This is a genomic window from Nevskia ramosa DSM 11499 (genome assembly GCF_000420645.1).
Taxonomy (GTDB): Bacteria; Pseudomonadota; Gammaproteobacteria; order Nevskiales; family Nevskiaceae; genus Nevskia; species Nevskia ramosa.
Genome location: NZ_ATVI01000005.1, coordinates 1,342,693 through 1,364,452 on the forward strand (window position 1 = coordinate 1,342,693; position 21,760 = coordinate 1,364,452).

The following is a 21,760-nucleotide window of genomic DNA, read 5'->3' on the forward strand; positions in this document are numbered from 1 at the left end:
ATTGTTTGCCGACTCAGTAGGGCAATGTCAGCCTGCACGCACGTAGTCGATGCCTGCCGATCGCCAGCAGTTCTTCCCCGGTCCCGTTCTTCCCACTGACTCAAACACAATGGCAACCCCCAACCATCGCGTAAAGCTTGTATCGCTTCCTCCAGAGTCAAAAATTTCCAAAGCCTTCGCATCGACGAATCTCGCTGATGCCTACTCGATCGAGCTTCCATCTCGAGCGTCGACCAATCCCGAACTGTTGGCGAGGTTCATCTTCTCTCATCGAGCTCCGTGGATCAGAAACCTCATAGCAGTCCGAGATGCGATCGTCGGCAGGTTAGGCCTCAAGACTGCCAAGCAACTCACTTCACTTGGTGAGGAGAGCGAGGCAGGTCGTATCGGCGCCTTCAAGATCTACGACATTAGTTTGACCGAAATTGTCCTTGGCGGAGACGACAAGCACTTGGACTTCAGGCTCTCTGTTTACTGTTCCAATCAGCCGTCGTCCGGAAGCAAGCGCCAACTGACTTTCTCAACGGTGGTCCATTGCCACAACCGCCTAGGTCGCCTTTATATTTTTGTCATCGCCCCTTTCCACCGCTTGGTCGTTCAATCCAGTCTTCGTAGTGCTGCACAAATCGGCTGGCCGTTGGCCACGGAGGCGTGAGCTATATCCCCAGTCGCCATGCGTTTCCAATTATGGTAAGCCGGCCTGGACGGCGAGCACTCCGCGGCCGCTGATTGGCGGCCTGCTGGACTGCAGGGCTGTGCGGTGGTCACCTTTCGTCTGCCGAGCTGATTCGCTCCACGAGCAAACTCTGGAGGCGTTGATTAGATGAATGCCGACGGCAAGAGTCATAGGCTCGAATCATTCGTAATTATGTTAGGCCAAGCTATCGGCCTGTCGTATCAACTCCCACAAGAGCGAGGAGAACGTACCCATGAAGCTGATCAATTCCTTCGGCCCGAATCCGCGCATCGTGCGGATGTTCCTTGCCGAAAAGGGCCTGAGCATCCCGAAAACCGACATCGACGTGTTCGGCGGTGACAACCGTAAGCCGCCGTACACCGACAAGAACCCGGGCGGCCAGACACCGGCGCTGGAACTGGATGACGGCTCGGTGCTCGGCGAGACCGTGGTGATCTGCGAGTACATCGAGGAAATGCATCCGACGCCGGCACTGATTGGTAGCAACGCTCAGGAGCGGGCCGAGGCCCGCCAATGGCAGCGCCGCATTGAATTGAACATCACCGAGTACGTTTACAACGCTTTCCGATTCGGTGAAGCTTTGGACTTTTTGCAAGGAGCGCATGTTTTGCATCCCGCAAGCTTCGGCAGACATGAAGGTGTCGGCGCAAAAGTGGCTGAAGAAGCTCGATGGCCTGATCGCCGGCCGTGATTTCGTCGCCGGCAACCAGATCCGCGTCGCTGACATCGTGCTGTATTGCGGCCTCGATTTCGCTAAGGATGTGGGACAGCCGCTTGATCTCGCGAACGCCAACATTGCCGCTTGGTTCAAGCGTATGGATACACGTTCCAGCGCCACCTCAAGCCTGAGCCCGAACTGGGCAGGCATGAAGATGCGCGGCTGATTTCAGCGCTGCCTAGTAAGCCCGGCATCGTAATTCGATACCGGGCTTTTTGTGGGTGATCGTGCGACACCGTCCACGCTCGTCGCCGCGATCCGGGGTATCGAGCGCTTGTTCCTCAACCATAGGACGTCTGCGCTCCCGGTAATTAACCAGATTGCGCTGATCGATTCGGCTATCTCCGCCGGGGTAAAACATATGCCGTAGCGAGATCGCGTGTCGCCAGCAGGCATTGCAGCGAGGCCGTGTCGCAAGCAGACCAAGAACATTGGCAGTCGCTCGACGATCACCCCATCAGCCGGCGGTCAGAGCCTTGGCTTGCCATGACGCAGAGAAGTCTTCAATGCCCTGCAAGTAATGGCTGTTGTCGTGATCCCAGGGATGGAAGCCGGGACGCAGGTAATTGAACCAGGGACGCACCATCTTGCGCAGGAAGCCAACCTCGCCGAAGCCGACACGCCAGAACTCACGCCAGCCCTTCAGATCGCCCAGCTTGCCCTCGTCACGCACGAAACCGATGAACGCCGGGATGACCTTGCCCCAGAAAATGGCGGTTGCAACCACCAGGGTCATGCTGCGCTCGACGTAAGCGCGTGGGCCGCGGCCCATCATCATCTCGTACACGTCGAAGGGCACACCCTTGTGCTCGGTCTCCTCCAGCGCATGCCATTTCCACAAGGCGGCAAAGTGCCGTTCTGATTGTTCGATCATGTACGGCTCGCTCAGCAGGCCGTCGGCCATGATCGCGGTTATGTGTTCAAGGGCGATGGTCACGGACAGGCGGGCGGAGGGCGGCGAGCGCTTCTTGATCCGGGCCAGGAGTGCTTTCACGCTGTCCTCGAATTCCTTGGCCGCCGGCAGGCGCTGGAACATCAACGCGTTGTATTCGTCGTGCTCGCGGCCGTGCGTCGCCTCCTGGCCGATGAAGGCCGTCGCCGCCTTCTTCAGTTCGGGGTCGGTGATCTGATCGCGGTAGTGGCGCACGGCGTCAATGAAGAAGCGCTCGCCCACCGGAATCACCAGCGACATGGTGTTCATCAGGAGGGTGAAATGCACGCCGCCATCGAGCCAATCGTGGATGCGCTCTGCTGGCGGGTTGAACTTAAGATCACGGCGTGTCGGAAGAATTGGCGTCTTGGCTGGCATGGGATGCTCCTGAGTGATGCTGGATGGATTTATTGCTTGGTACGGGACAAGCGTGACTACGGCGCTGTCTCAACAGACTTCAGGTCGACGTGACCAGCGAGGCTGTGCTGTCTTCATCCTCGTCATCCTGATGTTCGCTTCGGGTTGCCTTGCGCCCCAGCATTCGCGTTGTGGCGAGCGGATCGAAGCCCGCTTTCCTGACCGACAACCGCGAACGATCAGCGAGCACCACCCCCTTGCGAACTTCGGCCTGCAGATCGCGACCGGTGATGGCGCTGGCCGCGTGCATGCCACTGAGCATCGCGCCCACCGTGCCGGGTCCCCAGGCAGTGCTGGTTCCGGCCATGAACAAGCCCTTGATCACGGTATTCACACCCGGACGGAACGGGCCGAACTGCGAGAGGCGCGGCTCCAGGCCAAAAGCAGCACCACCACTGGTATGGGTGAAGCGCTCCTGTGAGGCGGGCGAGCCCAGTTCGCTCCAACGCAGCTTTGCGGACGCACCGGGATAGGCCTGTTCGACCCGCTGCAAGAGGCCGTCGGTGATGATTGCCTTGGTCTCCTGATAGCGCCCGTCGCGGCGATAAGCGCCGCGAGCGACATCATGTCCATCGAAACCCCAGAGGCGCGGGTCTGCCGGTGCGAGAGTCTGGGCCTCGATGGCAGCGTGTCCGGCCGGGGCGCTGCGACGATTGTCTGGGTCTCGACGGGTCGAGGACTGCACGAAAGCCGGCATGTTGCGTGAGTAGTCCATCGCCCAGTCCATGGGACGCCGTTTGGACGCCTGGGTCAGGCGCCTGGACAAGCCTTGCTGCAGGCGGAACAGCGAGGTCGTGTCGTCCCAGTTGGGAATGACATAGAAGTTGCTGTTAGGGGTTTTGCCGATGTCGATTTCAATGCCGAAGAAAGCATTAATCAGTGGATGTGACATCTTCCAGTTTTCGCTTCTCCTGGCCACCGAGGTCGGCAGATTTTCGTAGCCGACAAGGTCGCGGTAGGTGCGCTTGATGTCGCCTGCCGCCACGATGGCCGGAGCACGCAGCATCTCCCCATCCTCCAGTTGTACGCCCTTGGCGGCGCCGCTTTCGATGACGATACGTGCCACATGGGTCTGGGTACGAATTTCGCCGCCGTGACTGAGGATCACATCGGAGAAGCCAGCGGCCAGCATCTGGCCACCGCCCTTCGGGTACCAGGCTCCACCGACGAGATAGTCATGCAGGAAGCCGGCGCGCAGTGCCACGGGCGCTGTGATTGGGGTGGCGGCCGTCGCCGCGTCCTGCACGGACAGTACGAGAAAGGCTCGCGGGCTCAGACGGCAGGCGGCCAGCAGTGCCGCATGCGGGACCATGGCCCATGCCGCCGCCCAGCCACAGCGCTTCGCGAACAGAAACAGGTCGGCCCTCGACGCCAGATTCATACTGCGATCCATGCTTTCGGCGACGCGGCGCACAACCGAGATGTAGAAACGCAGGCCACGTTCGTCAGCCGGAAAGGCCCTCAGCAGATTCTCCAGATAGCCGTTCCAGTCTGATGGGACACGCAGCTCAAGATCCGGGCCGATGATCGTGTCGAAGCCGTCTCGATCCATGGGCAGCCACTGCACCCGATCTTCGAGCGCCAGACCTCGCATCAGTGAGTCCATCAAGCCGCCCGGTCCGCAGCCACCGATGTAATGGACCCCGCAGTCGAACTCCCATTGCTTCTTGCGTCGGAAGACATGGGAACTGCCGCCGAGGACTGAATAGCGCTCCAGCAGCAGCGTGCGCTTTCCTGCGGCAGTCAGATGTGCGGCAGCGGAAAGGCCGCCAAGGCCCCCTCCGATCACGATGGCATCCCAGTGTGTGTGCTGCGTCGTCGGTGTATTGATCACGGAAACCCTTTGAGGGAACGGCATCGGCGGTTGGTGACGTCCCGACATTCGGCCATGCGACCTCCCGAATGAGGAACTGACATTGCCATTGAACGATGGCACCATTACAGTAAGTTCCAAAATAGAACCTTGTCAAGCTAGACTCGCCGCGACTTGGCAAGCGCTTGATCGGAGGAAGGAAATGAAGTGGGGCGAACTGGACGGAATTTCTTGCTCGGTGGCCCGTAGCCTGGCCATCGTCGGCGATCGCTGGACCATCCTGATCTTGCGCAACGCCTTCCTGCGCACGCGTCGTTTCGATGATTTCCAGGCTCAGCTGGGCATCACGCGGCATCTGCTCGCCAACCGGCTGGCCAAGCTGGTCAAGCTCGGCGTGATGAGCAAAGTTGCCTATCAGGAGCGACCACCACGCTACGAGTACCGGCTCACCGAGATGGGGCGCGATTGGTACTCGGTGCAGCTTGCGCTGGTGGCTTGGGGAGACAAGTGGCTGGCCGGCGCGGCAGGGCCGCCGCTGGAGTTCGTGCACCAGACGTGCGGCCACAAATTTCGGCCAGTCACCGTGTGCTCGGAATGCCGCGAGCCGCTCGACATACGCGAAATCACGCCGATTGCGGGTCCGGGCTTGCGGCCACCGGCTGCCATCACGCGCTGAAGGCAGGTCGGTCCGTTTGCCTGCCTTTGCGCCGCAGGGCGGCCGACGCCTTAATGCGGGCCTTATCAGTCATTCGGCTTGCCGAATACAACGATTCTGAGCGCGCGGTCCACGTCCCAGGATTTTCATAGCCCCGATCTACGCCTGCCGTTCGACAGGTTGCAATGAGGGCACGTCGCCGGGTCTACTGCCGCGTAGTGGCCACCTAAGTCAGATTTGCCGGTGGGCGCTTCTGTACAGAGCGGAAACCGAGCAGGGGAGTGCTGAAAACATGCCGCTATCGGGATAAAAGCGGACTTCAGAAGATCCGCTTCTTCAAGAAGCTCTTTCAAGATTGGCGCGCACCTTGGCCAGGACCGCCAGCAGTTGTTCCCGTTCAACGGTACTCAAGCCCTCGACGGCAAGGCTGGACAAGCGCTGTCTCTGGCGGTGCAGGGTTCGATGAATGGCTGCGCCATCCGCCGTCAGGTAGAGCCGCAGATTGCGTCGATCTTCCTCGTCAGCCTTGGCCTCGAGCAGGCCCCGATCCCGCAAGCCGCCGATCAGGCGAGCAAGTTGGCCCTTGTCGCGGCCAGTGTGGGAAACCAGGTCGCTGAGGGTCGCTCCGATCCGCCGGGAGAAAAAGCCCAGCACCTTGCTTTCCATGGTCGTGAGCGCATGCGGCCCATCGCGCAGGACGCGGTACTGCTGCGCGCGAAACAGATGCATGACCGAATGGATCGACTCGACCACGGTCTCTGCGACCTGTCCTTCGGTTTGATTGACAATATCAACGGATTTTTGCATGATGGTTGATATTATCAACTACTAAGCCTGAAACTTGAAGCCCGTCGTAGTAAAAGCCAGGGCAGGGGATCGGCGCAAAGGAACCATCCGTGTATTCATTCACCGCAAGCGCGGAACGCCGGCTCCTCTGGCTGCTGGCTTTTACCCAGTTCACGGTCATCATGGATTTCATGGTGATGATGCCGCTGGGGCCGCAGATCATGCGGGCCTTCGCCATTTCCCCAGCCGCTTTCGCCACCGCGGTCTCGGCGTATTCCTGGTGCGCAGGTCTGTCAGGGCTGCTGGCATCGATCTATATCGACCGATCCGATCGACGCTCGCTGCTGTTGACGATGTACGCGCTGTTCTCGGTATCCAATCTGGTCTGCGCCTGTGCTGGCAGCTTTGAAGTCCTGCTGATCGCGCGCGCGTTCGCTGGAATCTCTGGCGGCGTGATGACGTCGCTGATCATGGCCATCGTCGGCGACGTCATCCCGTCGCATCGGCGCGGTGCTGCTACCGGCATCGTCATGTCGGCCTTCTCCCTGGCCTCCGTGATCGGCGTTCCGGTGGGCATCGCACTGGGCGCTCACTTCGGCTGGAGCACTCCTTTTTTCCTGCTGTTCGGACTCACGCTGGTCATCGGGCTGATCGGCTATTGGCTGGTGCCGCCGCTGACCGCTCACCTGGCGGGCGGACTGCGCCCGATTTCCCGGGCGCTGCCAGACCTCCTGAAGCTGATAGCCGAGCCTCGGTACCGACCCGCGTTCCTGCTGAGCTTCAGCCTGATGGTCGCCCACATGATGGTGATCGCGTTCATCTCACCGTTCCTCGTGGCCAACCATGGGGTTGCTCCGGCCAGCATCGCCTGGATGTACTGCGTCGGTGGAATCGCGCCATTCTTCACTTCGCGACTGATCGGCCGGCTGGCGGATCGCTACGGACATCGGCGGGTGCTGCAGGTGATGCTCCTCATATCGCTGGTGCCAGTGCTGTTCCTGACCCATCTGCCGCCGCTTCCATTCTGGGCAATCGTGCTGTTCTTTCCCTTTTTCATGGTTGCTATATCCGGACGCATGGTGCCGTTTCAGGCACTGATGACCACCGTACCCAAGCCACAGGCACGCGGCGCCTTTCTGAGCGTCAACAGCTCGTTTCAATCACTGGGTAGCGGCTGCGGCGCGTGGCTCGGTGGAATGATCCTGTCGACGGCTGCCAACGGCGCTATCACGGGCTTCGGAACGGTCGGCTGGATCGCCGCCGCAATCGCGCTGTGCGTCTGCGCCGGAACTGCGTGGGTTGCTGCGTATACGAGCTCAAGCAATCCCGGGCCAGATCCGGTCACTCCGACTGGTGCCATTTAGTTAGACAGCTAGGTAGCGCAGGCGGCGGGATTTCAATCAGGCTGTAGCGCAAATCTGCCGACCGAAAACGCGCCGCCGCTGCCTGCCGATCACCAGCCGCGCTCAGCGGATCTTGATCATCAGTTTCGGCCGCCAGACCGCCAGGACGATGTTCGCGACACAGATGCCGATGAGCAACAGCAATGTGTTGCGCTCTGAATGCAGCATGCTCGCGAGCAGCGATGGGTCGGCAGCCGCCGCGGCGAGTTCCGGTTGCTTGCGGCTGGCGCCGACGGTGAGGAGCGTGCCCTCGAACACGGATAGTCCGAGCAGCGCCTTGACCCAAGCCCAACCGGCATCGTGGAACCCCCGCGTCGCGGCGATCGAGAGGAGACCGGTGACGAGGACGGCCGCGAGGGACGGGAAGAGAACGTAATGCGCGATGGCGTCGAACGCTACACGTGCCGCGACGAAATTCGCGGGTGACGCGCCAGGGGACGCCAGGTTGATGACCAGGCACGCCGCCAATCCGCCGCCCAGGCCGAGCGCCGCAATCTCGTGCAGAACCTTCAGACTTCGCCGCCAGAATCGGACTGTGTCCACCATCTCCTCCCGCCCAACCTCATGGGCATCGAACCAGGATCGCATTGGTCAGCGCTGAAAAACGGATTTATTGAGTCGGCATGCCGACATTGAACGCGAGCGCACCGTGTTCGAGCGGATGATCTCTCAAACAGGTGCAGAAATGCCGGCTTGATAACTAGAAACCATTGATTTTTTATTGATGCGGCACCTTCGGCTCTTCGCAGATGAGGCGGATGCTGAATCGAGCGCCGGGTCCACGTTCAATACCAAGGTGCCGCATCAATAAACACGCAAGCCGACTCGTCGATCCGAATACTGCGCGACCCAAGTATCGACAAGGCTGGCGCAGAACAACGAATCGCTCCCCCGATAGAACCGTCGCAGCTCGCCGAAATCCGGGTGACGTCACAACTCGGGCAAAAGCGCACGAAGCAGGTATTCCAGCGCAGTTAGAATGCCTGCCGGCCCATTGCAGTGCAGATCACTCATGTCGTTTTTCTCGCGCTTGTTTCGCAAAGCGCCATCGCTTCCGCCCGCACCATCCTCAGCGCCTCGATCGGCGCCCTCCGATAACGCCGGCAAGGCGCTTCCGAAGCCGCGCGCAGTTGATCGCGCGCTGGCCGCTCTTGCCGAGGAGAAGGCTTTGCAGTCGGCCATCGATGCCGGGGACGTCCAGGCGGTGGCCCGGCTGGTCGTCGCGGGCTCATCGACCAAGGTTCGCCAGGCGGCGGCGCACGCGATCGACGATCCGGAGGTGTTGCGGCAACTCATCCGCGATGTCCGCGGTGGCAATGACAAGAGTGTCTACAAGGTCCTGACGTCCAAGCGCGATGTGCTGCTCGAACAGAGCCGCAAGCGCGAGCAGTTGCAGGCCGAGATCAATGCGGTCTCGGTGGCCCTCGAGCGCCTCAGCCAACGCCCTTACGACGTCATGTACAGCTCAAAGCTGGAGCCGCTCGAGCGTCGCTGGGAAGCGGTGGCCGCGCAGGCCGATCCAGAGCTGCTCGGCAAAGTCCAGCAATGGATCGATGGCGCACGGGAGACCGTTGCTGAACCCTTGCGCCAGGCAGCGGCTGCGGCATCACGTGAGCTGGCCGCTGCCGACGCAGCTGCAGAGGCACAGCGCCAGCGTCAACAGCAGGCGCAGGCATCCGCCGCGGCTGCCGCTGAGCAAGCACGGGTTTTCGACGAGCAGAAGCGTGCGTTGGACGAAATGCAGCAAGCCGAGCAACAGCCTGTTCGCCAGATCGCCGAATTGATCCGGAAAGCACGTGCTGCCCTGAGTGACGGCAGCACCTCCCGCGCGGCCGGGGTGCGACGGACTATCGCGGAGAAGCTGGCTGGGGCAGCACCGCTACCGGCGAATCTCGCCAGCCAGTTGCAACAGCTCGACAAGCAGCTCGACGAGTTGAAGGACTGGAAAAATTTCTCGGTGGCGCCGAAGCGCGTTGAGCTGATCGAGGAAATGGAGCTGCTCATCGATGCGAGCCTGGATCCTCTGGCACTCGCCGAGAGGATCAAGAGCCTGCAGGATGAGTGGCGCACGCTGGGCAAGGGCGCCGGCGAAAATGTCGAAGCGGATTGGCAACGCTTTCAGGAAGCATCCCAAAAGGCGTATCAGCCATGCAGCGAGTATTTCGCTGCCCAGGCCCTGGTTCGCGAGGAGAATCTGCGGCGTCGCGATGCCTTGATCGCCCGGCTCACTGCGTTCGAGTCCGGACACAGCTGGGAACAACCTGACTGGCAGGCTGTAATCAGGACGCTGCGTGAGATCAAACAGGAGTGGCGCGGCTGCTCACCTGTGGACCGCGGTGCCGGCAAGCCGCAGCAGGAGAAGTTCATCGCCCTTACCGCGAGCCTGCAGGGCCGACTGGATACCGAGTACGCCCGCAATCTGAAGCAGAAGGAGTCGCTGATCGAGCGAGCCCGGCTATTGATCGAAAGCGACGATGGCCGCAAGGCCATAGACGCGATCAAGGCCCTGCAGCAGCAGTGGCGGAGCGTGGGCCCCGTGCCGCGCGAGGTGGATCAACGCCTCTGGGGAGAATTCCGTCAGCACAGCGATGCCGTGTTCCAGAAACGCGAGCAGGACTTTGCCGCCTACACGGCGGGGCTCGAAAGCAACAAGACACAGGCCATTGTCTTGTGCGAGCAGCTCGAAGACATCGCTGCTCTCGAGGGGGCCGAGCTGCTGGCGCGCGCCGGAGCGCCGGAAGAATTGCGAACTGCCTTCAAAGCGCTGGGCGAGTTTCCGCGTGCCGATACGCGTGAGCTTCGCAATCGGTTTGAGCAGGGTCTGGAACGCTGTGAAGCGTCCCGCACTCGGCAACGAGCGCGCGACGCCGAGCGTGCCTGGAACGATCTGTTTGAAGCCGCCAACCACGTGCGCGCCTACAGGCTGGCTGTGGCCCTCAATCTGGACACGCCGCGGCTCGACACTTTGAAAGAAGCAGCCGAAACCTGCATTGCCTCCGTCCAGCAATGGCCCAAGAGCGGTTTGGACGCCATCAAGCAGGCGCTTGCCGGCGAGCGCTCCATGGATCTTGCGGCGAATGAAGTGGTTGCGAAGATGCTCTGTATCCGAGCCGAAATACTGACCGATTCGCCGACGCCGCCGGAGGATCAAGCCTTGCGTCGCGAAGTTCAGCTGCAACGCCTGGTGCAGGGCATGGGCCAGCGTCTCAGGGATGAAGAGACGCAGTTGGATACGCTGGCGATCGAGTGGGTACGTGTCGGTCCTGTGGAGGACGTGGCATACGAGCCATTACTGCAGAGATTCCGGCGCTGTCGCGAGCGGGGCAACGCTCGCGTCCATGATCGCGGCTAAGCGATGCCGGCGGTTTTCAATTTGCACCGGCTCCCTCCAAGCGAGAAGTCTTGCGCATGACCTCGATGAATCTGCGAGGAGCCCGGAGCCGGGAATCTTTCGAGGCTATCGGCGCCAGGGAAGATCGAGCACCACGCCATCCGGAAGCTTCACCGTACCGCCGATAGGCAATGCCGAAACGAACTCGCTTTCGGTCTCGGCGAAGATCTGGTGCATCTGGGCCGGTGGCAGGACCAGCGTGTCACCCGCCTGGTAACGCAGTTCACGATCGCCCACGGTCGCCCGACCGCTGCCCTTGAGAAACAGGACGACTTCCTCCGTGTCGTGACTGTGCGGCGGCGTCGCCGAGTTGGCGTCCATGCGGCCGCGCCACATCTCGACCTGTTGCGCGCCGCTCGTGGGCGTGGCTACTCCGGCGATATGGTTGCCGTGCAGGCTGTGGATCTGATTCTGATCATTGCGGAAGACGAACATGGCTCGAATCTCCTGAACCCTTGATTGGCTGCGTCGTGGACGGACCTTGCCGGATGGTGGGGTGCGGACAAATCTGCAACCGGCGACCACAGTGTGGCAAACGAAGCGATGAGACAGAAGTACACGCAAAGCCATAACATTGAGGACACATTGTCCTCAGTAGATTCCGCATGAGCAGTCTCCAGCAGTTCCTGGCGTTTGCCGAAACGGCCAAGCACCGAAGCTTCGCGCGGGCTGCACAGAGCCTGGGTTGCGCGCCCTCGACGCTCGCCAAGTCCGTGTTGCGGCTGGAGCGATCGCTGGGCGTCAAGCTGTTTCACCGCACCACCCGGCAGGTCAGCCTGACTCCCGATGGCGAGCGCTTGTACGAACGCTGCCAGCGGGTGCTGGCCGAAGTTGAAGACCTGCAGGTGGCAGCTGCCGGCACACGCAATCTGATCAGCGGTCCGCTGCGCATCGACATGCCGGTATCGTTCGGGCGAAGAGTCGTGGTACCGGTGCTCGCGCGACTCGCGCAGCTGCATCCGGGGCTCGAGTTCGATCTGCGCCTGTCGGATGCGCAGATCGATATCGTCAAGGAAGGTGTCGATCTCGCCATTCGTATCGGCGAGCTTCAGGACTCGACGATGGTGGCGCGTCGCTTCGCGACCCAGACCCTCAAGCTTTGCGCGAGTCCGGCCTATATCGATCGCCACGGACGGCCGAGAACCCTTGCCGAACTGGAGTCGCACCCAGCCGTGACTTTCCGCATGCCCGGCACCGGACGCGACCGGCCCTGGCAATTCTCCCGGCGTGGCGAGTTCGTCAATCTTCCGGTGCAAAGCCGCGTGCGCATCGGTGATGGCGAGGCGATGGTGCAGGCCGCCATCAACGGCATGGGCCTGATCCAGGTGCCCGACTACATCGCGGAGGACGCCCTGACGCGCGGAGAGCTGGTCGAATTGCTGCCGACGATGCGCCCGCCACCGATGCCGATCAGCGCTGTCTATCCTTCGAAACGGCTGTTGCCACCGCGCGTGCGTGCGGTGCTCGACGCGCTATCCGAACTCTAGGGTCTGAGAATCGCCCCTCGGAGATTCAGGGCCGCTCCAGGGGCTCTTGCCGTCTTTGAGCAGGCCCTGCATCGAAACCTACAGCGTCGATCCTGATTCCACGACCGGAAGATAGGCTCCCAGTGGCTGCGGGGCTTCCGGCAAGCTGATGCCGAGCTCACCCAGGCGTTCAACGATCGGGTCCTTCGAACGCAAGACGCGCGTGGATTTACTTGCCTGCACTTGATCCGCCATCGACTGGCAGCACCACGCCGGTAATGTAGTTCGAGTGCGCGAGGTACAACACGGCATCGCAAACCTCGTCGATCGTCGCGACGCGGCCGAGCGGGTGCATGGCGCCGTAGGCTGCGTTCACCTCAGGTCCGTGCATCGGTGTCGCGACGACGCCCGGCGCCACCGCATTCACCTTGACGCCGAACGGCGCGAGTTCCAGCGCCAGGGCCTTCGTCGCGTGATTGACGGCACCCTTGAGCGCCACATTCATCAGCGCGGGCACGCGGTGATCCGGCTGCAAGGCGAGCGACGCGGTGATGCTCACGATACTGCCGCGCCGACGCTCGCTCATGTGCCGAGCCGCCTCCTGCGAGTGGTAGAGCATGCCTTTCAGGTTGGTGGCGATCTGCTCGTCGATCTCCGCAGCAGTGAAATGGATGAAGGGCTTGGCCGTGAACAGGCCGGCGTTGTTGACCAGCACATCGACATGGCCGAACGCGCCGATCGCATCCGAGAAAGCACGGCGCGCCGCGTCTGGGTCGGCGACATCGCCGGCCACACCGAGGAACCGCTCGCCAACCTTCAGTTGCGTCGCCGTGACCTGCAGTCGCTCCGTCGAGCGTCCCGTGCCGACGACGTGATATCCCTCGCGCAGGAATCGTTGGGCCAGCCCCAGGCCAATGCCGCTGGTGGCGCCGGTGATCAGCACGGTACGTCGGTCGGAAGTCATGTTCTTTTCCTCAAGCTCATTCATGGCGATTCAGTTGCAGCCGAAGCTGGCGTTCAGTGCGTCGTAGTCGGGATGCATCAACAATTCGTGCAACTGCCTGCGACGTACGCCCATGTTGCCGCCGTCGAACAGAGGCAGAACCAGTGCGTCCTGCAGCAGTCCGCCGAGCGGCGAGGAGCAGTCATAGCTCTCGATGCCCACCACGCGCATCAGATCGGTGATGACGCGCACCGCCGTCTCCGAGCCGAAGATCTTCGAATGCAGCGCCAATTCCGTCGCACCAGGCGCTTGCGTGTCCATGGCCAGGCAGGCTCGCCAGCCGAGTTGACGCGCCGCCTCCAGAGAGGTCTTGGCATCGGCCAGGGCGTAACCGACGGCCTGGTGCTGAATGATCGGAAGCGGCCCTCCGCGACTCTGCGTCTTGGCGAAATCGAGTGCGTAATCGAAGGCCGCGCGCAGCAGCCCCACCGCCATGATGCCGACCAAGGCGGCGGTGCCGGTGAAGCTGGCATCGACCACCACGCGCCCTTCACCCACACCGCCGATGACGTGATCGCGCGGGACCCGCACGCCGTCCATCCTGAAGTGCGGCACCAAGTGCGCGCGGTGCCCAACGGTATCCACAGCCTTTACCAGCGTGAGTCCACGCTCCGGGCGTGGCACGGCCAGGATCGTCAATCCGTCCGGAGTGGAGGTCCGGCACACAACGCACAGCAGGTCGGCGCCGCGTGCATCCCAGCCCGTGGCACTTGAAATCCAGTGCTTTTCGCCGTCGACCACCCATGAGTCGCCGTCGAGACGCGCGGTCGTGCGCGTGCCGAAAGGCGCTGACAGCATGAAGTTCGCGCTCCCGCCGGGTTCGCTGTTGGCGAGTGCGGCGAGCGGTGCGCCGCGCCTGTCCAGGAATGGTGGCAGGAAGCGGGCGAGTTGTTCTGGTGTACCCGCAAGGAACAGCGGCATCAAGCCGAGCAGGTTGGCGAACAGCGTGAGCGACACGTTGACGTCGACCGCGTAGAACTCTTCGGCCACCAAGGCCATGTCCATCAGGCCGGAACCGCCACCGCCGAACGGCTGCGGGATCAGCCGGTTGAGAAAGCCGGCGGCGATCGCCTTCTCGTAGATCGGGCGAGTCGCCGCGAAGCGCTGTTCCGGGGTTGGCAGATGTTCCGCGGCCGCCCTCGTTCGGCTCAGTTCCTTGCGTGCGAAGGCACGTGCATCGGCCTGCAATGTCCGTTGTGCGGACGTGAGAATGAAATCGAGGGGCATGGCGGGCATCGGCAGAGGGGCATGCAAGTGTCGGCCGTCATGCGACGCGCCTCTTGCGGGATCGCGCACGGCTTCTTGCGAAACCGCGCATCAATGTTCATTGACCGGCACGGCGCGCGATGGGCACACTCGACCGCGTTCAGGAGGTGCTGGAGTCCACATGCACGTTTGGTCTACGGACGGGCTTCCGGAATCGGCCCACTTCGAGTTCTGGCGGGATGTGATCTGCGAGGCGTTCGCGGCGCTCGACCCGAAAGCTGCCGTCCGATCCAGGGCCTTTCCGAGTTCGGTCGCCTTGGACAGCTTCGGCGACGTCAACGTTGCCCGCATCAGGTCCTGCGCCCAGTCCGTGCGACGCGGAGCCGACCAGATTCGTGTCGATCCCCAAGACAGGTTGTTCATCAACCTTCAGCTCGCGGGTGCCGGCCGCGTGGTTCAAGAAGGTCGCGCGGTGTTCGTGCCCGCGGGCAGCTTCACCATCGTGGATACGGCACGGCCGTATCGTCTGGAATTTGAAGATGCGTTCGAAGTGCTGTCCTTGCGTCTTCCTCGCAAACGACTGCTTCCCTTCATGGCGAGGCCGGACGAGGTCCTCGCCCGACCCGTGGATGGCCAGAAGGGCATGGGCCGCGTCGCCGTCAGCTTCATGCAACTGTTGCTGGATCAACCGGACGATCTCGCATCCGATCAGCGCGCCGAAATCGCCACGCACCTATGCGATTTGATTGCATCGGCCACCCGCCAGGCAACGCCGAAAAAGCATATCGGGCGAGAGCGCGTACGCCATGACTTCGTGGAGTCTGCTATCGAAGTGCTTCGCGCCTCGCTGGCGGACCCTGACTTGAACGTCGACTCACTCACGCGCCGCTTCGGGGTTTCAACGCGCTATGTGCAGCAAGCGTTCGCGGACGCAGGTCTAACGGTAGCCGCGCATATCCGCACGCTTCGACTCGAGCGATGCGCGCACGACCTGGCCAACCGGCATGACAGCAGTTCGATTCAGGCCATTGCTGTGCGATGGGGATTTTCCGACGTACCGCATTTCACCCGGGTCTTCGGTCAGCATTTCGGATGTGCGCCGTCGAGCTTCCGGAGACATTCGAGAAATTCGGAGTACCGAAGCTGACGATAGCGTTTGCTAATCGCTGGCACGAGGTGTGTAGCTTCGAGCAACGCAGCCATTTCCCGCGTGCACAGCAACATCCCTCGAGCTGTCGCGCTCGCGCAGGGACCATCCGATGTCGATACTGCGGGTCCCGGCCATTTCGTCATCATGCTCCGCGATTTTCCCTAGACTGCACGACAGGTCCAACTCGCGGAGCTGCGCATGCACGGCGTTGAGGATGAGCGCAGCAGCACTTCGACGTAGGGGCCCCCTTCTCGCATGAGCCGTCGCACCATCGCGATGTTTGCGCTGATCATCGCCGGCGAGGCGGTGTTCATGCTGCCCTTCGTCGTGGCGAGAGTCTTCCGCAGCGCGTTCCTCGCCGTGTTCGGGCTGAGCAACCTGCAGCTGGGCAGCGCGTTCTCGGTATACGGCATCGTCGCGATGGTCTCGTACCTGCTCGGCGGGCCGCTCGCCGATCGTTTTGCGGCGCGCACGCTGATCACCGTCGCGCTGGTCGCCACGGCCGCGGGCGGGGTCGTGTTCGCGTTGATTCCGTCGATCCCGATGCTGATCGCGCTCTACGGTTATTGGGGACTGACGACGATCCTGCTGTTCTGGGCTGCGCTGATTCGCGCCACGCGCGAATGGGGCGCCGAGGACGCACAGGGGCGCGCGTATGGCGTTCTCGATGGCGGGCGCGGTCTGCTAGCGGCGCTGCTCGCCTCGGCGGCCGTTGTCGTGTTCGCGCAACTGCTGCCGCTCGACGTCTCGGCGGCAACCGCCGCGCAACGCAGCAGCGCGCTGCGGGCGATCATTGTCGCGACTACGGCATTCACCGTGCTCGCCGCAGCACTGAGCTGGTTCGCGCTGCCCCCCGCCACATCGACCGCGACGACCGGCGCGCAGCGGCAACTCGACTGGATCGGCGTGCGGGCCGCGGCGCGGCTCCCCACGGTCTGGCTGCAGGCGATCGCGATCGTCTGTGCCTACGTCGCCTACAAGGTCACCGACAACTTTGGCCTATACGCGCACGACGTGCTCGGCTACGACGACATCGCCGCCGCGCGTCTCGGCGCACTCACTTTCTGGACGCGTCCGGTCGCGGCGCTCGGCGCCGGCCTGCTCGCCGACCGCATCGGCGGCACGCGGACCCTGACCATCGGATTCATCCTGCTCGCGGGCGGCGCTGCCGCACTCGGCGCGGGGCTGCTGCCGGTCAGCGTGCCGGTGGTGCTATTCGCGACGATCGTCGTCACCTGCCTCGGAATCTACGGAGTACGCGGCGTCTACTTCGCGGTGATGAACGAAATGCGGCTGCCGCTGGCCATCACCGGCAGCGCTGTCGGCCTGGTCTCGGTGATCGGCTACACGCCGGATGTCTTTGCCGGCCCCCTGATCGGCGCGCTGCTCGATCATGACCCTGGCGCCGTCGGCCATCAGCACGTGTTCTTCATGACGGCGGGCTTCGCCGTTATCGGACTGGCGTCTGCAGTGGCGATGCACTGCCTCACGAAACGCCCGTAGCGCGGCCAGTGGAGCCACGCAGACCATTAACGGCGCTTGGACGCAGGCGCTACGACTCCACTTTGCCGAGGAATTCGACGCGATTCGGATAGAACGCGATGTATCCGCGGATCGCCTCGACCGCGGCATACGGAGCCTCGTAGCTCCACACCGCGTCCTTGGCCTCGGCGCCGCCGGCGGGAATTCCGTAGTAGGAGCAGTCGCCCTTGTAGGGGCAATACGTCGATAGTGCGCTGCGCTCGAGCAACGAGAAATCGACGTCTTCGCGCGGGATGTACCAGACCGGCGGATAGCTCGCCTCGCGTAGCACCAGCGCGCCGTGCGTGTCAGCGATCGTGTGGCCTGCGACCTTGGCGACGATGCGATCGGCGCAGGGCTCGATGGCGATTGGATGGTCGGGGCCTGGCTGCTTCTCGACTCTGGATGACATGACTTCGATCTCCACATACGTTCAGCTCACTTCGAGCGCGACCACTGCGAAGTGGCCTCGTGCATCCTGCCACTGCCGCGCCAGGTGCGAGCCGGCGCGCCGCGATCACACTGAAACCTTCGATCTCGTACTGGCGCGAGCTCTCGGTGTGGATCGTTTCGCCGGCGGTTAACGCAGACCGCTGCCCGTCGACCGAAATCGCCGCCCAGCTCGCGATCGATGCCAGCAGGTTGGGATGCAAGGCGGCGGTCACTTCCAGCGAGTCGTCGTAGGCTGACAGCAACACTTCGAGGCTCTTGCGCAGATCGGCGCCGATAAGCGCCCCGCCGCCATTGCCGGCGTGGCGCCGCGCCTGTCGCAGGACTGCTGCTTCCCTTAACGTCGGTTTGTCGTAACGCCAGCGGCGCGCCGGCTAATGCACGTATCACTGCTTTTCAACCATGTAGCAGGCCGGGCTACCCCGGTTCTGATCTGGATCAGGGGCGGCCCAGGAAGTCCATCTTGCCGATCTCGACGCCGTTATGGCGCAGGATGTTGTAGGCCGTCGTCGCGTGGAACAGAAGATTGGGGATGACGAATCCCTGCACGTAGGTCAGGCCGGTGAAGTTGAGTTCGGCGGAAGGTGTCTTGATCACGATCGCGCGTTGCTCGGCACCTTCGGTCTGCTCGGGCTTCACAGAGCCCACGAACGCCAGAGTCTTCTCGATACGCGCGAACAGCTCGCCGAACGTCTTCTCGGTGTCCTCGAACCGCGGGGCATCGATTCCGGCAAGGCGCGCCAGGCAGCCTTTCGAGGCATCGGTGGCAATCTGGATCTGGCTGGAAAAGGGCAGCATGTCCGGATACAAGCGGAAATTGATCAGCGATGCCGGATCGATCTTCTTCGCTTCGGCGTGGGCAGCCCCTTTCTCAGTAACTGCACGAAGATTGGTCAGCACGCGCGTAATGATCGGCACGACGAAGGAATGCAGGTTTGCAGAGCTCATGTTGAGTAGATCCGGTTGGAAAGAGTGGGGAAACTTCCGATCGCCGTCTTGCCGTTTCCTTGATCCGGCCTGGCGGGCGGTTAGTCACTTGCATTATGCAATTAACAATATCCCACGATAGACTTCGAAAATGCAAGCGACTCCGAAATTCAGGTGCAAGCTAGCAGGGGATCCCGCTATCCGGCGGTCGGACTGCCCGATCTCGTCGGTACTCGACCTGATCGGCGACAAGTGGAGCCTGCTGATCGTCCGCGACTTGCTCATGGGCAAAAAGCGCTTCGGAGAATTCATGCAGAGCCCGGAAGCCATCACCAGCAGCATTCTCACGACGCGTCTGAAATGGCTGCAAACCTGCGAATTCATCGAGGCCCATCAATACGAAACCAAGCCGCCCCGCTACGAATACGTGCTCACCGCCAAAGGCCAGTCCCTGCGCCCGCTGATCCAGGAAGCCGCGCGCTGGGGCCACCGCTATCTGCCGAATACCTGGAAGTTGCCCGCCAGTTTCCTGGCTTGAGCCGATCCTGGCCGACAGCGCGGTGAATTACCCCAAAAGTCCTCCATTGCCGTCGCCCGGACCTTTTCTTACAAGTCGGCCGCGGCGATGGCGATTGGTGCGGAAAGATCAAGCCGTCCCGGCAATTATCCGAATTGGCTAAAAGCGTTTGGCCCAACCGATTCAGACCACATCGACATCGGCGACGACAGATTCAGTCGCCCCGGGCACAACGGCCGACGGCCCGGCATACGTGCCGAAGAAATGGTGTGTGTACGCGAACTGGAACTCGTGGGTCGGCTTGTACCACCAATTGAAGCCGACGCTGGCAAACCGAGAGGGCATGCTTACAACCCCATCGGATCGGGGAACCTTTGAGTTGACCGAGATTGGGCGTCGAGGTCGGCTTCTGCCATCGTCAGTGCCCTTGTGCCATCGCTCATTCGGTGCCTTCCTGCTCGATAGAGTCCTACATCGGCCATCGCTTATATCCGCTCAGCCTGCATCACGATGCGGCCTTCACGCGCCCGGTCAGCGCGATCAACGCGGCGCCGGAGAGTGTGATCGCGACGGCGACCAGCGTTGCGTTATTCCAGCCGTTCACCACCGAGTTGCCGGTGTGGGTGGCGACCGTGACAAAGAGCGTTATGCCGATGGCCGCACCGAGGTAGCGCGCGGTGTTGTTGGCGCCAGAACCCATGGCGGCGAAGTCCGGGGGAACGGCCGCGATTGCCTCACGCCCGAGCAGCGCGTTGAGCACGCCGGTACCGAGGCCGGCGACAACCGAAAACACCATGAGGCGCCATAGGCCGGAATCCTGGGTCAGGTGCCAGCCAATGAGCTGTCCGACGGCGACGACGACCAGAAACAGCGCAACCGGTCGCGGCCCTTCCAGCGGGTGCGGGATGCGGCGCACCAGAAGCGCGGTAACGACGCTGGTGCCAGCCCAGCCGACTACTGGAAGTATGGCCGGCCAGAGCCCGCGTCCGAAGCCGGCCTGCATCAGCATCGGCGTGGACGAGGCCATACCGATCATGCTGGCGCCGAGCACGAAGGACCCGGCCGTTGCGGCTCTGAACCGTGAGTGACGCAGCAGCGCGGGCTCGATCAGGGGTTCGGCGACGCGGCGCTCAACCAGCACAAACGCCACCAGCACGATCAGCGTCAGCACGGCGAGTGCGACAGTCGAGGCGGAAAAGCCGTTCCGAACCTGCGTGAGTGCGGAAACGGCGAGGATGATCGTGGCGACAAGCAGGGCCGATCCCGGTACGTCGACGCGGCGCGGTGTGGTGGCCGCGGATTCGCCTATGCGGCGCAAGGACGGCAGGATCAGCAGCACCGCGAGGGCGCAGGTAACCGCATAGGTCTCGCGCCAGCCCGAGCCGATGTCGAACGCAGCGGCGAATACCACTCCTAGCCCAATCCCCAAACCGACCGAGGCGCCCCAGACCGATGTGGCGTGCGCGCGTGCCGGGCCGAGCGGGTAGTGATACGCCAGCGTGGCAAGCCCGCAGGCCAGTATCGCCGCCCCTCCGATTCCCTCCAGTACGCGTGCGGCGATGAAGATTTCCGACGACGGCGCGATCGCGCAAATGAGCGCGCCTACGGCGAGTGAGATCAGCCCGGCAACATAGATCCGGCGACGGCCCAACCGGTCGCCCAATGCGCCGGCGACCAGCAGCGCGCCGGCTAGGCCTACGCTCATCGAACTGAGAATCCAGGCGCGGGCCGCAGGCCCAGCATCGAGACTGGTGGCGGTTGCCGTGACGGATGCCATCGGTGTCACGTACGTCATCAGCACGAGCGCGGTGCCGAGCGCAACGGGTACAAGCGGGCGCATTCGATCCATCTGAGCGGTGTCATCCGTTGATAGTTTGAATTTCAAACTTACAAGGCCGAGAATAACCGCATGCCCCGATCAACGCCATCCCCAGCACCATTCCAACTTCTGGCCGATCTGCCGGGCCGGCCGTGCCCGATGGCCGCCGCGCTGGAAGTCGTCGGAGAACGGTGGGCATTGCTCGTGGTGCGCGAACTGTGGCTGGGGAGCTACCGGTTCGGTCAGATCGTCACCGGAACTGGCGCCCCGCGTGACCGCGTCGCCGCCCGCCTGCAAACCCTTGAGCAAGCACGCATCGTCGAGCGACGACGCTACCAAACCACGCCGGAGCGCTACGAATACCACCTCACCGAAGCCGGCCGAGCGCTCATCCCAATCCTGAAGAGCCTGCTTGCCTGGGGCCGTGAGTACGCCATCAGCTCCGACGATCCATTGCGTGATCGTGCCAGCGCAGGCTGTATCGGGCGCTCAGTCTCGAACAACTGAAATCGGCACCCATGCGTCAGTCTCGACTGGCTTCAATCAGCCGAGACTGTGTGAAAACGTGGTGTGAAGTTTGCTGATTGTTATTCCGTCATTGTCGTGATGGAGTTGCCGATGAAGCGATTCATCGAAGGTGAGGATCGGTCTCAGAGTGTGCTGTTTCCTGAGCGACTCGATGACTACATTGGCGAGGACAACCCGGTTCGCGCTATCGATGCATTCGTTGAAGAGCTCGATCTCGCCGCTCTCGGCTTCGAGGGCGTACACGCCGAGGAGACTGGCAGACCCGGTTACCACCCGTCGACGCTGCTGCGGATCTACATCTACGGATACATGAACCGCATCCAGTCGAGCCGGCGTCTGGAGCGGGAAACGCAGCGTAACCT

General features: G+C 62.5%; 24 protein-coding genes and 1 pseudogene. 13 read left to right on the forward strand and 12 right to left on the reverse strand.

The genetic code is table 11. The features are described 5' to 3' along the window. Window positions 1–109: 109 nt before the first annotated feature. From G513_RS0106685 to G513_RS26095, 3 genes are all read left to right on the forward strand, one after another. On the forward strand, window positions 110–655 hold the full coding sequence (locus tag G513_RS0106685; RefSeq protein ID WP_022976052.1) for a DUF2867 domain-containing protein: 546 nt from the start codon (window positions 110–112) through the stop codon (window positions 653–655). Between the two features lie 274 nt (window positions 656–929). Then, window positions 930–1,388 carry a glutathione S-transferase gene (locus tag G513_RS24450; protein ID WP_211219607.1) on the forward strand — a complete coding sequence of 153 codons (459 nt, stop codon included), beginning with the start codon at window positions 930–932 and terminating at the stop codon, window positions 1,386–1,388. Then, window positions 1,330–1,581: a glutathione binding-like protein gene (locus G513_RS26095; protein WP_211219608.1), complete on the forward strand. Its 252-nt coding sequence runs from the start codon at window positions 1,330–1,332 to the stop codon at window positions 1,579–1,581. The genes G513_RS24450 and G513_RS26095 overlap by 59 nt, the downstream gene beginning before the upstream one ends. A gap of 291 nt (window positions 1,582–1,872) precedes the next feature. Here G513_RS26095 and G513_RS21765 read toward each other — a convergent pair whose 3' ends face one another. Together G513_RS21765 and G513_RS21770 are read right to left on the reverse strand one after the other, a co-directional pair. Next, complete coding sequence (locus G513_RS21765; protein ID WP_022976053.1) at window positions 1,873–2,724, reverse strand: metal-dependent hydrolase; 852 nt, start codon at window positions 2,722–2,724, stop codon at window positions 1,873–1,875. A 79-nt stretch (window positions 2,725–2,803) separates the two neighbouring features. Continuing rightward, complete coding sequence (locus G513_RS21770) at window positions 2,804–4,597, reverse strand: phytoene desaturase family protein (protein ID WP_022976054.1); 1,794 nt, start codon at window positions 4,595–4,597, stop codon at window positions 2,804–2,806. 181 nt (window positions 4,598–4,778) lie between these two features. Between G513_RS21770 and G513_RS0106705 the strand changes: the two genes are divergently transcribed. After that, window positions 4,779–5,252, forward strand: coding sequence for a winged helix-turn-helix transcriptional regulator (locus G513_RS0106705; RefSeq protein ID WP_022976055.1), 474 nt, complete (start codon window positions 4,779–4,781; stop codon window positions 5,250–5,252). A 315-nt stretch (window positions 5,253–5,567) separates the two neighbouring features. On the opposite strand, the gene G513_RS0106710 is transcribed toward G513_RS0106705, so the two are convergent. Further along, window positions 5,568–6,038 carry a MarR family winged helix-turn-helix transcriptional regulator gene (locus G513_RS0106710; protein WP_028475226.1) on the reverse strand — a complete coding sequence of 157 codons (471 nt, stop codon included), beginning with the start codon at window positions 6,036–6,038 and terminating at the stop codon, window positions 5,568–5,570. An 89-nt stretch (window positions 6,039–6,127) separates the two neighbouring features. Here G513_RS0106710 and G513_RS21775 point away from each other — a divergent pair, with 89 nt between their 5' ends. Next, window positions 6,128–7,381 carry an MFS transporter gene (locus G513_RS21775; protein WP_022976056.1) on the forward strand — a complete coding sequence of 418 codons (1,254 nt, stop codon included), beginning with the start codon at window positions 6,128–6,130 and terminating at the stop codon, window positions 7,379–7,381. Window positions 7,382–7,483: 102 nt separating this feature from the next. On the opposite strand, the gene G513_RS0106720 is transcribed toward G513_RS21775, so the two are convergent. Beyond that, window positions 7,484–8,008: a hypothetical protein gene (locus tag G513_RS0106720; protein WP_022976057.1), complete on the reverse strand. Its 525-nt coding sequence runs from the start codon at window positions 8,006–8,008 to the stop codon at window positions 7,484–7,486. A 424-nt stretch (window positions 8,009–8,432) separates the two neighbouring features. Here G513_RS0106720 and G513_RS0106725 point away from each other — a divergent pair, with 424 nt between their 5' ends. After that, entirely contained in the window at window positions 8,433–10,772 is a 2,340-nt protein-coding gene (locus G513_RS0106725; RefSeq protein ID WP_022976058.1) for a DUF349 domain-containing protein, read from the forward strand. A gap of 105 nt (window positions 10,773–10,877) precedes the next feature. Here G513_RS0106725 and G513_RS0106730 read toward each other — a convergent pair whose 3' ends face one another. Next, on the reverse strand, window positions 10,878–11,246 hold the full coding sequence (locus G513_RS0106730) for a cupin domain-containing protein (protein WP_022976059.1): 369 nt from the start codon (window positions 11,244–11,246) through the stop codon (window positions 10,878–10,880). Between the two features lie 170 nt (window positions 11,247–11,416). On the opposite strand from G513_RS0106730, the gene G513_RS21780 reads away from it, so the two are divergent. Next, on the forward strand, window positions 11,417–12,298 hold the full coding sequence (locus tag G513_RS21780; protein ID WP_022976060.1) for a LysR family transcriptional regulator: 882 nt from the start codon (window positions 11,417–11,419) through the stop codon (window positions 12,296–12,298). A 208-nt stretch (window positions 12,299–12,506) separates the two neighbouring features. Here G513_RS21780 and G513_RS0106745 read toward each other — a convergent pair whose 3' ends face one another. Further along, window positions 12,507–13,265 carry an SDR family NAD(P)-dependent oxidoreductase gene (locus tag G513_RS0106745; RefSeq protein WP_022976062.1) on the reverse strand — a complete coding sequence of 253 codons (759 nt, stop codon included), beginning with the start codon at window positions 13,263–13,265 and terminating at the stop codon, window positions 12,507–12,509. Window positions 13,266–13,271: 6 nt separating this feature from the next. Next, complete coding sequence (locus G513_RS0106750) at window positions 13,272–14,507, reverse strand: acyl-CoA dehydrogenase family protein (RefSeq protein ID WP_022976063.1); 1,236 nt, start codon at window positions 14,505–14,507, stop codon at window positions 13,272–13,274. Between the two features lie 160 nt (window positions 14,508–14,667). Here G513_RS0106750 and G513_RS0106755 point away from each other — a divergent pair, with 160 nt between their 5' ends. Further along, on the forward strand, window positions 14,668–15,633 hold the full coding sequence (locus tag G513_RS0106755; RefSeq protein ID WP_022976064.1) for an AraC-like ligand-binding domain-containing protein: 966 nt from the start codon (window positions 14,668–14,670) through the stop codon (window positions 15,631–15,633). A 258-nt stretch (window positions 15,634–15,891) separates the two neighbouring features. Further along, entirely contained in the window at window positions 15,892–17,139 is a 1,248-nt protein-coding gene (locus tag G513_RS0106760) for an MFS transporter (RefSeq protein ID WP_022976065.1), read from the forward strand. Between the two features lie 49 nt (window positions 17,140–17,188). Here G513_RS0106760 and G513_RS0106765 read toward each other — a convergent pair whose 3' ends face one another. Continuing rightward, window positions 17,189–17,569 (reverse strand): DUF427 domain-containing protein, encoded by a 381-nt coding sequence (locus G513_RS0106765; RefSeq protein ID WP_028475229.1) that lies wholly within the window; start codon window positions 17,567–17,569, stop codon window positions 17,189–17,191. A 59-nt stretch (window positions 17,570–17,628) separates the two neighbouring features. Between G513_RS0106765 and G513_RS26225 the strand changes: the two genes are divergently transcribed. Further along, on the forward strand, window positions 17,629–17,841 hold the full coding sequence (locus tag G513_RS26225) for a hypothetical protein (protein WP_022976067.1): 213 nt from the start codon (window positions 17,629–17,631) through the stop codon (window positions 17,839–17,841). Between the two features lie 2 nt (window positions 17,842–17,843). Here G513_RS26225 and G513_RS26445 read toward each other — a convergent pair. Continuing rightward, window positions 17,844–17,930, reverse strand: a pseudogene (locus G513_RS26445) (hypothetical protein); the annotation flags it as partial. 115 nt (window positions 17,931–18,045) lie between these two features. Then, entirely contained in the window at window positions 18,046–18,555 is a 510-nt protein-coding gene (locus G513_RS0106775) for a DUF1993 domain-containing protein (RefSeq protein WP_022976068.1), read from the reverse strand. Between the two features lie 130 nt (window positions 18,556–18,685). Between G513_RS0106775 and G513_RS21785 the strand changes: the two genes are divergently transcribed. Further along, window positions 18,686–19,072, forward strand: a complete 387-nt coding sequence (locus tag G513_RS21785) for a winged helix-turn-helix transcriptional regulator (protein WP_022976069.1) — start codon at window positions 18,686–18,688, stop codon at window positions 19,070–19,072. Between the two features lie 162 nt (window positions 19,073–19,234). Here the strand turns inward: G513_RS21785 and G513_RS25695 are convergent, their stop codons facing one another. Further along, the gene (locus G513_RS25695; protein ID WP_022976070.1) at window positions 19,235–19,396 is read right to left on the reverse strand and encodes a hypothetical protein; all 162 of its coding nucleotides are present in this window, start codon (window positions 19,394–19,396) and stop codon (window positions 19,235–19,237) included. A 160-nt stretch (window positions 19,397–19,556) separates the two neighbouring features. Continuing rightward, a complete protein-coding gene (locus tag G513_RS0106790) occupies window positions 19,557–20,900 on the reverse strand; it encodes an MFS transporter (protein WP_022976071.1) in 1,344 nt (447 codons plus the stop codon). 129 nt (window positions 20,901–21,029) lie between these two features. Here G513_RS0106790 and G513_RS21790 point away from each other — a divergent pair, with 129 nt between their 5' ends. Continuing rightward, window positions 21,030–21,377, forward strand: a complete 348-nt coding sequence (locus G513_RS21790) for a winged helix-turn-helix transcriptional regulator (RefSeq protein ID WP_211219610.1) — start codon at window positions 21,030–21,032, stop codon at window positions 21,375–21,377. A 111-nt stretch (window positions 21,378–21,488) separates the two neighbouring features. Further along, window positions 21,489–21,760, forward strand: a 272-nt coding sequence (locus tag G513_RS0106800) for a transposase (protein ID WP_169560534.1), incomplete at its 3' end; no start/stop codon positions are given.